The organism is Halomicroarcula saliterrae, from assembly GCF_031624395.1.
Taxonomy (GTDB): domain Archaea; phylum Halobacteriota; class Halobacteria; order Halobacteriales; family Haloarculaceae; genus Haloarcula; species Haloarcula saliterrae.
Genome location: NZ_JAMQON010000002.1, coordinates 23,012 through 35,642, shown reverse-complemented (window position 1 = coordinate 35,642; position 12,631 = coordinate 23,012). Strand labels below are relative to the sequence as shown.

The window sequence follows — 12,631 nt, the reverse complement described above, 5'->3', positions numbered from 1 at the left end:
CGGCGGAACTCGGGAACATGTCGAACCCACGACTCCTGATTCTCGGTCCGCCGGGAGCGGGCAAAGGGACACAGAGCGCGAACATCGCCGACGAGTACGACGTCTCCCACATCACGACCGGCGACGCGCTCCGGGCGAACAAGGACATGGACATCAGCGAGATGGACACCGAGTACGACACCCCGCGTGAGTACATGGAAGCGGGCGACCTCGTGCCCGACGCCGTCGTCAACGCCATCGTCGACGAGGCGCTGAACTCCGCCGACGGCTTCGTGCTGGACGGTTACCCACGAAACCTCGACCAGGCCGAGGAGCTCGAAGGGATGACCGACCTCGATGTCATCCTCTCGCTCGACGTCTCACGGGACGAACTCGTCGACCGGCTCACCGGCCGCCGGGTCTGTGACGACTGTGGCACGAACTACCACGTCGAGTTCAACCCGCCCGAGACCGAGGGCGTGTGTGACCAGTGTGGCGGCGAGCTCATCCAGCGCGAGGACGACAACGAGGAGTCGGTCCGCAACCGACTCGACGTCTTCGACGAGAACACCGCACCCGTCATCGACCACTACGAGGACCACGACGGCTTCGTCGCCATCGACGGCGAGCAGACGCCCGACGAGGTCTGGAGCGATATCCGGTCGGCGGTCGACGAGCGCACAGAATAAAGTTCATACGTCGCCGCCGCTTTTCCACGCACAATGGCACGAACCGCGCCGAAGGTAGAGCGACTCGCCGACGACGGCGAAGCGATGACCGACGCGCTCGGCGAGGTCCTCGACGTCGCCGAGGAGAAAGGGACCGTCACGTGGAGCGACGTGAGTGACGATATCACCAGCGGCGAGTGGGGCCGACTCATCGAGTCCGGCCTCCTCGTCGACGCCGACGGCGACGGGTTCGTCGTGGAGGACCCCGAGGCCGTGCGCGAGGCGCTCGAAGACACCGACGCCGCGCCCGAAGAGGACGACGACGAGGGGTGGAGCCAGTGGGACAAACTGGCCGCCCTCGGGACGGTCGGCCTGTTTGCCGGCTACTCCATCAACTCCATCCGGGACGCTATCGGCGGGACCATCGACATCGCGCTCGGCCCGCTGGCGGAGATTCTCCCCTTCTACGTCCTCATCCTCGTTCTGGCCGTCTTCACCGGGGCGACCTCCTCGATTCTCCAGGACAACATGATGGACATGTCGGGGATGGGCGACCACCAGGCGAAGATGGAGGCGATAAAGGAGCGCCGCAAGGAGGCCAAGGAGCGCGACGACGAGGAGGCCCTCGAACGCATCGAAGAGGAGCAGATGGAGCTCATGACCGACCAGCTGGGCATGTTCAAACAGCAGTTCCGCCCGATGGTGTGGATCATGCTCATCAACATCCCCGTCTTCCTCTGGATATACTGGATGGTGTTCGGCCCCGGGCTGAGCATCGGCTCGCCGGTCATCACGCTGCCTCTCTTCGGCGACGTCGAGACCTGGCGCCAGGGGCTCGTCGGCCCGATGCAGGCGTGGATCGTCTGGTACTTCCTGTGTTCGCTCTCCTTTACGCAGGTCATCCGGAAGGCGCTCAACGTCCAGACCACGCCCACCGCTAGCTGAGACGGCGGACACCTACCTTTCCGTTCTAACTGCTTCACCGTACGCGAAAACAGCCAGAAAGCCCCCAGTCGCTCGACTACTGCGGACGAAGCAAGCACCACAGCGAGTGAGACGAGCGAGGAGCGCAGCGAGGCCCCGAGTCGACAGTCCCGGGACTTTCTGGCTGTCCTGAACCGACGCTCGCGAAACCAACACGCCAGCTGCTCCAGCGACAGCAAGACACAACTCCTTTTATCGGTAGCCTCGGAGAACCACCATGTTGATTACCGTCTCCGGTCCCGCGGGCAGCGGGAAGAGCACACTCGCCCGGAGTCTGGCCGACGCGCTGGACTACGAGCACGTCTCCGGCGGTGACATCTTCCGCTCCCTGGCCGAGGAGCGGGGGATGACGCCGCTGGAGCTGAACAAGGCCGCCGAGGACGACGCCCAGATAGACCGCGACCTCGACCGACGGCTGCGCGACATCGCCGCCGAACGGGACGACCTCGTCCTGGAGTCGCGGCTGGCGGGCTGGATGGCCGGCGAGTACGCCGACATCAAGCTCTGGCTCACCGCGCCGCTCGCGGTTCGCGCCGACCGAATCGCCCAGCGGGAGAACAAACCCTTCGAGCAGGCCCGGACCGAGACCGAGGAGCGCAGCGAGAGCGAAGCCCAGCGCTACGCCGAGTACTACGACATCGAGTTCGACGACCTCTCTATCTACGACCTCGCTATCAACACCGCTCGGTGGGACCAGCAGGGAACGCTGAGTATCGCCCTCCACGCCGTCGACTCCTACGACGCGGACGTCGACGAGGGCAAGACCCCCATCGAGGGCATCCGCTACGAGTTCTGATGCTCCGCGCCCCGCCCGAAGACCGCGACCGCGACGCCCTGCTCTCCTTTGGCGTCGTGAACCTCGACAAGCCGCCGGGGCCGTCGGCCCACCAGGTCGCCGCGTGGGTCCGCGACGCCACGGCGCAGGACCGCGTCGCCCACGGCGGGACTCTGGACCCCAAGGTCACGGGCTGTCTCCCCGTCCTGCTGGGCGACGCCGCCCGCGCCGCGCGCATCTTCGACCACGCCGTCAAGGAGTACGTCGCCGTCCTGGAGCTGCACGACCGCGCGCCGGCGGACTTCGAGTCGGTCGTCTCGGCGTTCGAGGGCGACATCTACCAGAAGCCCCCGCGCAAGAGCGCCGTCAAGCGCCAGCTCCGGACCCGCCGGATTCACGCGCTGGACGTGCTGGAACGCGACGACCGCCGCGCGCTGCTCCGGGTCCGCTGTGCCTCGGGCACGTACATCCGGAAGCTCTGTCACGACATCGGGCTGGCGCTGGGCACCGGCGCCCACATGGGCGACCTCCGCCGGACCGTCACCGGCCAGTTCGACGACCGCTCGCTGGTGTCGATGCACGACCTCGTCGACGCGCTGGCGTTCGCGGAGGCGGGCGAGGAGAGCGCCCTGCGCGAGGCCGTCCAGCCCGCCGAGCGCGCGCTGGACCACCTGCCACGGCTCGTCGTCGCCCCGACCGCCGCCGAAGCCATCGCCGACGGCGCGCCGGTGTACGCGCCCGGCGTCATCGGTGCTGAAGCGGCCCCGGTTGGCGATGCCGTACCGGAACAGAGTGAACTGGTGGCCGTCTTCACCCCCGACGGGTCGGCCGTCGCCCTGGGAACGCTGGTCGGCGACCCCGACGCCGAGTCGGGGACGGTGGCCGACCCGGAGCGAGTGCTGGTGTGACACAGCGCCCCCGAAACGACACCCTTAATTAACGAACCCCCGTCGTCCAAAACACGGGACCGTGGGGTAGCGGTATCCTCGGCGGATGGGGTCCGTCGGACCTGAGTTCGAATCTCGGCGGTCCCACTACCACTTTTTACGGCGTCGGGTGTCCTCGCGAGCCTTCGGCTCGCTGCGGGCACCACTCCTTGTAAAAACATGGGGAAAAACTGCCGGTCGCTCGCTCCGCTCGCGACCGGTGAAACGCCTCGCGTCCGCTCGGCGTATGCTTGCTAGTTCCGCTCTTACTGTGACCACCCCGCCAAAACTAAGCCAGTGGATCCGATTTTCATACTGCGATTGACGCCCACCTGCGAGAGTGCGAGATTGCCCATCGAGACGCCCACGACTACTTCCACCAGGACGACGACAAGCGCCCGATCTCCATCAACGCCGTCGACACCGACCTCGAACCCAACCGGGAGGACGTAGAGGACATCACGAACGTTGGGAGGGACATCGGTGAGTACATCGGTGCCTACGGAGAGTCCCTTTTCGAACGTAGTACTGAGAAGTTGACTTTCCGTGCCGCCGTGTAGGCCACCGGGACGCAGCTGGTCCGGTTCAGTACCGGCGCGAACGAGATGATAGAGCAAAAGCGGCCGGATTCAGATATTCCAGATGACGAACCGGAGATGGTGGAAAAGACGGGATTTGACCCTGAGGCTGACGATTCTTCGCAGATTGTTGACGGTGCGCCGGTCGAACCTATAGAAGGCCAGTGATTTATCGGGGGTGTCGGTCGTGTCGATGAGTCTCGCTATACGATATGCACCGAAACGGCGTCCAGTACGCTGAAATTGATGATGCTGAGCATCTTGACCCACCGAATTTGAACCCTTCGGATAGGCCACAACCTACAATAAACTGTCTCGGTTAAATAATTTCAGTACTTGGATTCATAATCTTACTCAGGTGAGTGTGTTGGCAAAACTCACATAACATTTGGTAGGTAAGTATATCCAAACAGCATTTATGTCTGGGTTACATATCAGGGCATGTGTATCAATTTATACCTGCAATTCGTCATGGCGTTAATGAACAAAAAGCGCTGAACAAACTCAGCCAAGAATTGAGCCAAAAAAGCGGCCAGCAAGCCTCAAATAAAGTAAAGCCGCTACTGGAAATCGTTCACAACGACGATTTAAATAATATCGCACACTATACGTCCGAGTTCGACGAGGTGTTTGTAGACTTCCCAAGATACCTTGTAGACAGAGAGAACAAGCACAAGGATGACGTATCCGATATTATTTCAGATTATAACAACGATCCGGTTAAATTCTTTAGCAAAAATTCAAAGCTAGATTATACACCAGTTATCTCTGGTAGCCTTGATCCGATATCATACTCTGGTTTTGTGCAATATATCCAGAGTCTTCAGTCAGATTTTAACCGTATCTGCGTTCGACTATTCATCCCCATTAACACATTCACGTCATCAGAAGAAAATGAACTCAAATCTATCATTAGTGAACTGCGTGATCAGGATGCAGTTCTTGCTGATGTTGTTGACGTTGACCAACTTTCTACTGCTGTAAGACCAAATATTGACTTCATCAAGTCAGAAATCGGGAATCAAGATTTTTATGTATTCGATGTTTTCGAGCCCAGAGGTGAAGTGAATTATAATTACGGCCTTGTGATGGGCAAGCATGCTAATGTTGATGGGGTTGGTGACTTCTCAATCGAACCCCGTTTCCCGAATGATATCCCAGATGCTGCTTTCCAGAATATTCCGAAACGTGTGCGACAATATGATTCTTCATCCCACTCAGTTAGCACAACTGAAGATAGCGACCACTATGTTAAAGCAGTAGATATGATGTTGAAAAATAATAACCTTGATATAAATCACTGCCCAGCCTGCGAGAAATTATATAATGAATATCAGACGGTGAAGTCTAACTCATCCCGTAAAGATCTGGATGCTGGATTTGTTAAACAAATGAGAATGAATCATTACACCTATTCGGTTCTTGCCGAAGAATTCCCAGACATGACTACTGCAGCTGATGCTGCAAGCTTTGATAGAAATGGCTACACCGATATCTCTTGAATAGGCTTAGCACTAAGTATTAGGCTTTTTAATCTTTTGACCGTCATACTCAACTAAGTCCTGCTCGCTTACTTTCAATTTGTCCTTCTGAGTGAAGTTCTTTGAGACGCTTTTGTGTCGCATTCGATTTTATCGGGAGGCATTCTGCTACCTCGTTCGTAGATAACACTAGATCAGAGGTGTCAGCTAAAACTGAAATAATCTCTTAATCAGTCACATCGGGTTTTCGGCCAGCCATTACACCGCATATCGGCTTTCGCTGGCAAATGAGCGTGGGCGGAGTATTATTACTCCCAATATTATTATAACTCTGGAAAGTACTAATACTCCCAAAGTAAAAATATCATACGGAAGTCATCTGGACTGCTGCAATAGTTCCCAGAAACAGACTCGGTGCTGCAACACCGCCCCGTCGCGACTCTCGTGGCCCTGCCACCATGATAGCAGATACGACCGCGGGGATTAACCCCTCGCTCGACCGAGGCCGAGAGTAACGGCCAGTGGCACGGTAGAATCACCACTGGGACCACGGACCCAGATTGACCAGCGTATCCGGATTTCTATCGTGAAATATTATATCGGGCTGAATCTTGCTAACTCAGTGTATCAGGAGTTCCTGCTGTCTGGAGTGAACGATAGCCCTGCCAAATCTGGAACGCGAAACCCAAGTCACTAAATTCAATACGGTTGCTTCACCGTCGGAGGCGACGAAGACATCGGAGGTTCCTGAACCGTCTCGCCCGCGGCGGTGAAAATAAGAATCCGGGCGTCTGGAGCGACGAGACGGCCGACGATGCCCGAGACCGACTGAAAGACTCCCCCGAGCCCTTCGAGCGGCCCCGATGACGGTTTTCGACACCGCCGTCAGCATCGACCATCTCGCTGGAATCGAGCCGGCCGTTTCGACTGGCACCCGTGGACCCCGTAATTCACGGCGATTCGTCCGGAGCGGTCGCGACCTGCTTTGGCATCTCCTCTGGGGCGTCCTCTGACTGGGACGACAACGCGCCCATCGCTTTCTCGTAGACCTTGCTCGCTCGGTGTTCCGCCCACCTGAACGGGGCCATGGCGCTCGGGAGGGGGTCGTCGGTGCGCGCGAACACGGGCGTCGCGTAACCGAAGGTGGCGAGGAACTCGGCGAGAGCCGAGGGATGCCCGTCGGAGAGGCGTTCGGCGAGCCACTTGAAGTCGCCGTACAGCAGTCGCTGCTGGACCACGTCGTCCCGGTACACCGGCGGGCTCGTGGGCGTGTACCCCGCGAGCTGGCAGAGGTGGAGCCACGGCACGTCGACGCCGGAGGCGACGGCGAGGGGGACCGACCCCCAGTACCGCCCGTTCACCTCGATGAGGTAGTACTCGCCGTCGAGGGTACGCATGAACTCGACCTGGACGGGGCCGGTCCACTCCAGCGCGTCGAGCAGCTCCGCGGCGTGTTCGCGCATCGCCGGGTCGCGCATGCCGCGGATGAGCGTCGAGTTCCCACCACTGGCCGGCGTCGTTCTGAGCCGGCGCTCCTGAAACCAGGCCTGGAGGTCGCCCTCGTCCGCGAGGCCGACGGTGGTGGTCGTCTCACCGGGCACGTACGCCTGGATGAGCGGTGGGAACGCTTCGAGGTGCTCGTTTTTCGAGAGCACGTCGCTGTAGGTCGAGACGAGCTCGTCCGGGTCGGCGGCGTAGCTGTCGTCGCCGACGCGGTGGAGCTGGAGCCGACCGGCCAGGTCACGGACGTACTTGCTCCGCGATTTGACGACGACCGGATAGGCGATGTCGTCGGCGAGTCGTTCGACCTCGGCCAGCGACGACGGCGCGTGGGTCTCGGGTATCGGGATATCGAGCGACTCGGCCAGCTCGAAGGTCCGCGCCTTGTCGTACACCGCCTGCTCCTGGTCCCAGTCCCCGATGCCGACTATCGTTCCCGTCGCTTCGAGCCGTGCCTTCGCCTGTGAGACCACTTTGCTCGTCGCGTCGTTGACCGGGATGACGGCGAAGTAGTCGTCCTCGTCGAGGACGCCGTACAGCCGGTCGACGAACGCCTCGGGCGCGTCCGTGGGTGACGGGTGTGACAGGTCGTTCTCGGAGTACTTCGACAGCGAGCCGAGGGAGTGGTCGAATTCGCTGCCCGCGGTCACGGGAACTCCGCGTCTCCCGAGCGACCGGATCACACAGAGGCCGGCCTGACTGTCGGCGTCGAGTACGAGCGTTCGCCACGCGTTCGGGTCGATATCGGTCATCGGTGCGGAGAGACCACGTGCAGGCGATGAATTGTAACCACGGACGTAAACCAGGAAAGCCGGAGTTTCCACGCCGGCTCTGTCCGGCTTTCGGTCTTGACGGGTGAGTTCACGGTCCGACGGCGTGGTGCCCGGCCCGCGGGCTGACCGTCTCGCTTCTGTCCCGTCTGCGAGCGGGCGGCGACACCGGACCACGTGCCCGCGCCTACCGGTTCAGTAAGCACGCAGAACACACGGCGGGGCGGGGCGTTTGGACGACCTTACAGTCGGATTCGATTCGCCTCGTCGTCGTACTCCAGAACCCCCAGCTCGGCCATCAGGGGGAGATGTTTGTGGTGGAGCGACACTCGAACTCGCTGTGTGGCGGACACGTCGGCCGGGTCGAGCCCGGGCTCGCGTCGGACGACCGCCGAGGCGAGCCGGTCCAGCGTCGTGGCCGTCTGCCCTTCGAGGATATCGAGGACGAGTCGACGGCGTTCGACCGACAGAAGCCGGTATTGTTCGGTTTCGGAGAGCCCCGTGATGCTCTCGGGTGACTCGGGAACGTGTGTTGAAGTATTGCTCATGTTTGACCCTCTTTCGTCGGCAGTCCGGTGCCGGTGTCTGTACTCACGTAGAGTGTTCGCCTAAGTCTGTACTAGAACAAATTAGGCTCCGCACGCCGCTCGGTCGGACTCGAACCACGCCCAGCTCAGCTGACAAATCGTCGGCGTTCGGGTCGCGGCCGGTTCGGTCATTCCGGCCCCTGTCCGGACGTGGTTTCCATCGGCGGAAACGTAATGACACTCCGGGAGTAGTATCACTGTATGGATACGATAGCGCTCTCCGACGGGCTCCGTCAGACGCTCGGTCGTTTCGACGCGGACGGAACGCCCCTGACGACGCCGGAGGTCGCGGCGGAACTCGACGTCGGGCGTCGGACCACCTACGCCCGTCTGGAGCGCCTCGTCGAGGCGGACCGACTGGCCACGAAGAAAGTGGGAGCGAGTGCCCGGGTCTGGTGGCGCCCACCGGCGAGTAGTCGGGATGGAGACAGCGGCTCGCTCGCCCCCGATATCCTCGACGCCGTCGACGCGGCTCTCGTCGTCGTCGACGCTGACGGCGAGGTCGCGTGGGTCAACGACGCGGCCGAGCGGTACTTCGGTCTCGACCGTGACGCCGTCCTCGGACGGCCCCATCGCTGGCTCGCCGAGGAGCGACTCGCTGGCGTCGTCTCGGACGGCGACAGCGAGGCCGTCCTCGCGACCGGGGCGGGCGAGGGCGGGCCCGGACAGTTCGACTGCCACGTCACCGACGGGCCCGACCGCGAGGAGCGGTGGCTCGAACACCACAGCGAGCCGATAGAGTCGGGCCCCCACGCGGGCGGCCGCGTCGAACGCTACGACGACATCACCGAGCGCAAGCGCGAGACCGCGACCGGTTCGGGACGCAGCGAGACGCTGCAGTCGCTGGTCGAGGCGGTCGAGGAGTACGCCATCTTCACGCTGGACACCGAGGGCCGTGTCCGGACGTGGAACCCCGGCGCCGAGCGGATCAAGGGTTACGAGGCCGAGGGGATTCTGGGCGAGCACGTCTCGGTGTTTTACACCGACGAAGACCGCGCGGCCGGCGTCCCCGAGGCGAACCTCGCCGCGGCCAGGGCCGAGGGGTCGGTCGAGGACGAGGGGTGGCGGGTGCGGGCTGACGGCTCCCGCTTCTGGGCGAACGTGACCATCACGGCGATTCGCGACGACGACGGTGACCTCGACGGCTACGCGAAGGTCACCCGCGATATGACCGAGCGGAAACACGCCGAGGCCGAACGGGAACTGCTCTACGACACGACGCGCTCGGTCGCGGCGGCCGAGACGTTCGAGGCCGGGCTGCAGGCGGCGCTCGCGGACATCTGTGCGGTCACCGACTGGGAGTACGCCGAAGCCTGGATGCCAACCGACGAGGGGGAGCTGCGGCGCGCGCCGGCCGACTACCACGCGGACGACCTCGCGTCGTTTGCCGACTTCTCCGAGTCCTTCAGGTTCGACCCCGGCGAGGGGCTCCCCGGGCGGGTGTACGAGTCCGGAACGTACGAGTGGGCGACCGACCTCGAAGCCGGCTCCCGGGAGGTGTACCCCAGACTCGCTGCGGCGCTCGACGCGGGACTGGTGTCCTCGCTCGGGGTCCCGGTCGTGGCAGACGGCGACACCGTCGCCGTGCTCACCTTCCTGCTGGGGGAGCGCCGACAGACCGACGAGCGGCTGGTCAGGCTCGTCTCGTCGGTCGCCGCGGAACTCGGCGAGTTGCTGGGCCACAGGCAGGCCGAGGAGCGCCTGAAGCGCGAACGGGAGCTGCTGGAACGGGTGTTCGAGACCGCACCCATCGGGCTCGCGGAGTTCGGCCCCGACCGCGACGTCGTTCGGGCCAACGGGCGACTGGCCGATATCGTGGGCCTGTCCACCGAGAACATCGACGACTACACCGTGGGGGACCTGACGCTCCTCGACCCCGACGACGAGCCGCTTTCGGTCGAGGAACTCCCCATCGGTCAGGTGTTCGAAACCGGCGCGCCCGTGTTCGACCAGAAGGTCCAGTGCCGGAGAGACGACGGGACGACCCGGTGGCTCTCGGTCGACGCGACACCGGTGACCGACGACGGGGAGCTCTCACGGGTCGTCGCCGCCGTGACGGATATCACTCGCCTGGTCGAACAGGCCGAGCAGCTCGAACGCCAGCGCGACGAGCTCGACGACGAGCTCCGGGAGGTGTTCGCCCGCATCGACGACGCCTTCATGGCCGTCGACGAGATGTGGCGGTTCACGCACGTCAACGAGCAGGCCGCACGGCTGCTGGACCGGCCGGTCGGCGAACTCATCGGGCGGAACATCTGGGAGGAGTTCCCCGAGGCCGAGGGCTCGGTGTTCCAGGCCGAGTACGAGCGGGCGCTCCAATCGACGGAGTCGGTGACCTTCGAGGAGTACTACGCGCCACTGGACACCTGGTTCGAGGTGGCGGCCTACCCCTCCGAGACCGGCCTCTCGGTGTACTTCCGCGACGTGACCGACCGCAAGCGGCGCGAGCGGGAACTCGAAGAATACGAGCGTATCGTCGAGACCGTCGCCGACGGTATCTACGTCCTCGACGAGGACGACCGGTTCCAGCAGGTAAACGACGCGTTCGTCTCGATGACCCGGTTCGACCGGACGGAGCTGCTGGGGTCACACGCCTCTGCCGTCTTCGGCGACGGGTTCGAAGAGCGGGGCGAACTCGCCCGCGGCGAGACCGGGGACGACCGGGACGTGGCGGTGTTCGAAGAGGAGCTGTACACGGCAGACGGAGACGCCATCACCGTCGAGAGCCGTTTCAGCCAGTTCGCCGTGGACGGCGGGGAAGGGCGTGCCGGTGTGGTTCGGGACATCACCGAGCGCATCGAGCGCCAGCAGGAGCTCGAACTGTACGCGACTATCACCGAGACTGTCCCGGACGGGGTCTACGCGCTCGACGGGGACGATCGATTCGTGCTCGTCAACGAAGCGTTCTGTGAGCTCGTCGGCTACGACCGTGAGGAACTGCTCGGCGAACGGCCGACGCTCATCAACAGCGAGACGGTCAACGAGCGGGCGAACGAGCTGGAACAGGCGGTCACGGAGGGGGACCGTGAGGTCGGGACGCTGGAGTTCGAGTTCCGGACCGCGTCCGGCGACCGGGTGCCCGTCGAGGGCCACTTCCGCCCGTACAGCTACCGCGATGTCAGCGGGCGCTGTGGCGTCGCCCGGGATATGACCGACCGCGTCGAGCGCGAGCGCAAGCTCGAACGGCAGCGCGAACAGCTCACCGCGCTCAACAGCCTCAACCGGGTCGTCCGCGAGATAACCGAGGCCGTCATCGAGCAGTCCACGCGCGAGGAAATCGAGCGGTCAGTCTGCGAACTGCTCGCCGACTCCGAGTCGTACATGTTCGCCTGGATCGGTGACGCGGACCCCGAAAGCCAGACCGTGAACCTCCGGACGGAAGCCGGCGTCGAGGGGTATCTCGACGATATCACCATCTCGGTCGACCCGGAGGACGACCGGAGCGAGGGGCCCACGGGCAGAGCCTTCCGGACGGGCGAGGTCGAGACCACGCGGAACCTCGTTACCGACAGCCGGTACGAGCCGTGGCGGGACTACGTCGAGGCCTACGGCTTCCGGTCGTCCGCGGCGATACCCGTCGTCCACGACGGGACGACCTACGGAGTGTTGAACGTGTACGCCCAACGCCCCTCGGCGTTCGAGGGCGAGGAGCGGGAGATGGTCGGACAGCTCGGCGAGATCGTCGGCCACGCTATCGCCGCCGTCGAGCGCAAGCAAGCGCTGCTCTCTGACGAGGTGGTCGAGCTGTCGTTCCAGATGGAGAACGCCTTCGCCTCGATGGGTATGGAGGGGCCAAACGAGGGCACTATCGAACTCGAACACACCGTCTCTATCGACGAGGGGGAGTTCGTCCTCTTCGGACGGGCGAGTCCGGCCGCCGCCGACACCGTCGAGCGGATGGTAGAGGCCTTCCCGTACTACGAGACGGTGAGCTTCCGCGAGGACGGGGAGCGGTTCGAGCTCCGGGTCTCGGAGCCCCCAATCCTCTCGGCTATCGCGTCGCTGGGCGGCTCGGTCGAGACGGCGGTCGTCGAGGACGGCAGCTACCAGTTGACGGTCCATCTCTCCCCGACCGCGGACGTGTCGCGGGTCATCGACGCCGTGAAGGACCGGTACCCGGACGCGACCCTCCTCAAGCGCCGCCAGCTGACGAAACGCGACCGGAGCGGTTCTGAGGGGAACGCGCTCACCGGGGCTCTCACCGACCGCCAGCTGACGGTTCTGGAGACGGCCTACTACGCGGGCTTTTTCGAGTGGCCGCGGGCGGCCTCCGGCGAGACGGTCGCCGAATCCCTCGGCGTCGCCCCGCCGACCTTCCACCAGCACCTCCGGAAGGCCGAACGGAAGGTGTTCGACAGGGTGTTCGCGACGGGCGACTGAACC

8 protein-coding genes, 1 tRNA gene and 1 pseudogene are annotated in these 12,631 nt (G+C 63.2%); 8 read left to right on the top strand and 2 right to left on the bottom strand.

Annotation, left to right across the window (positions count from 1 at the left end; translation table 11 throughout):
• The first annotated feature begins 17 nt into the window (after positions 1-17).
• The 7 genes and pseudogenes from NDI56_RS08125 (at position 18) to NDI56_RS08100 (ending at position 5,412) form a co-directional block, all read left to right on the top strand.
• On the top strand, positions 18-668 hold the full coding sequence (locus NDI56_RS08125; protein WP_310918958.1) for an adenylate kinase: 651 nt from the start codon (positions 18-20) through the stop codon (positions 666-668).
• Positions 669-701: 33 nt separating this feature from the next.
• Positions 702-1,592 carry a DUF106 domain-containing protein gene (locus NDI56_RS08120; RefSeq protein WP_310918957.1) on the top strand — a complete coding sequence of 297 codons (891 nt, stop codon included), beginning with the start codon at positions 702-704 and terminating at the stop codon, positions 1,590-1,592.
• Between the two features lie 256 nt (positions 1,593-1,848).
• Entirely contained in the window at positions 1,849-2,427 is a 579-nt protein-coding gene (gene cmk, locus NDI56_RS08115) for a (d)CMP kinase (RefSeq protein WP_310918956.1), read from the top strand.
• Positions 2,424-3,314 (top strand): RNA-guided pseudouridylation complex pseudouridine synthase subunit Cbf5, encoded by an 891-nt coding sequence (locus NDI56_RS08110; protein WP_310919627.1) that lies wholly within the window; start codon positions 2,424-2,426, stop codon positions 3,312-3,314. Before cmk ends, NDI56_RS08110 begins: the two co-directional genes overlap by 4 nt.
• A 55-nt stretch (positions 3,315-3,369) precedes the next feature.
• Positions 3,370-3,440: transfer RNA gene (locus NDI56_RS08105), tRNA-Pro, on the top strand.
• A gap of 209 nt (positions 3,441-3,649) precedes the next feature.
• Positions 3,650-3,892 (top strand): annotated as a pseudogene (locus NDI56_RS21735) (replication protein); the annotation flags it as partial.
• A gap of 461 nt (positions 3,893-4,353) precedes the next feature.
• Positions 4,354-5,412 (top strand): hypothetical protein, encoded by a 1,059-nt coding sequence (locus NDI56_RS08100; protein WP_310918955.1) that lies wholly within the window; start codon positions 4,354-4,356, stop codon positions 5,410-5,412.
• 929 nt (positions 5,413-6,341) lie between these two features.
• Here NDI56_RS08100 and NDI56_RS08095 read toward each other — a convergent pair.
• Positions 6,342-7,643, bottom strand: coding sequence for a carboxylate--amine ligase (locus NDI56_RS08095; protein WP_310918954.1), 1,302 nt, complete (start codon positions 7,641-7,643; stop codon positions 6,342-6,344).
• Between the two features lie 260 nt (positions 7,644-7,903).
• Positions 7,904-8,209, bottom strand: a complete 306-nt coding sequence (locus NDI56_RS08090) for a DUF7344 domain-containing protein (RefSeq protein ID WP_310918953.1) — start codon at positions 8,207-8,209, stop codon at positions 7,904-7,906.
• 240 nt (positions 8,210-8,449) lie between these two features.
• Between NDI56_RS08090 and NDI56_RS08085 the strand changes: the two genes are divergently transcribed.
• Positions 8,450-12,628, top strand: a complete 4,179-nt coding sequence (locus NDI56_RS08085; protein ID WP_310918952.1) for a PAS domain S-box protein — start codon at positions 8,450-8,452, stop codon at positions 12,626-12,628.
• Positions 12,629-12,631 lie beyond the last annotated feature (3 nt).

Bases quoted from the DNA above. Each gene is read 5' to 3' on its own strand.
- NDI56_RS08095 (WP_310918954.1), bottom strand. From the start codon at position 7,643: ATGACCGATATCGACCCGAACGCGTGGCGAACGCTCGTACTCGACGCC.
- NDI56_RS08090 (WP_310918953.1), bottom strand. From the start codon at position 8,209: ATGAGCAATACTTCAACACACGTTCCCGAGTCACCCGAGAGCATCACG.
- NDI56_RS08085 (WP_310918952.1), top strand. From the start codon at position 8,450: ATGGATACGATAGCGCTCTCCGACGGGCTCCGTCAGACGCTCGGTCGT.
- NDI56_RS08120 (WP_310918957.1), top strand. From the start codon at position 702: ATGGCACGAACCGCGCCGAAGGTAGAGCGACTCGCCGACGACGGCGAA.
- NDI56_RS08125 (WP_310918958.1), top strand. From the start codon at position 18: ATGTCGAACCCACGACTCCTGATTCTCGGTCCGCCGGGAGCGGGCAAA.
- cmk (WP_310918956.1), top strand. From the start codon at position 1,849: ATGTTGATTACCGTCTCCGGTCCCGCGGGCAGCGGGAAGAGCACACTC.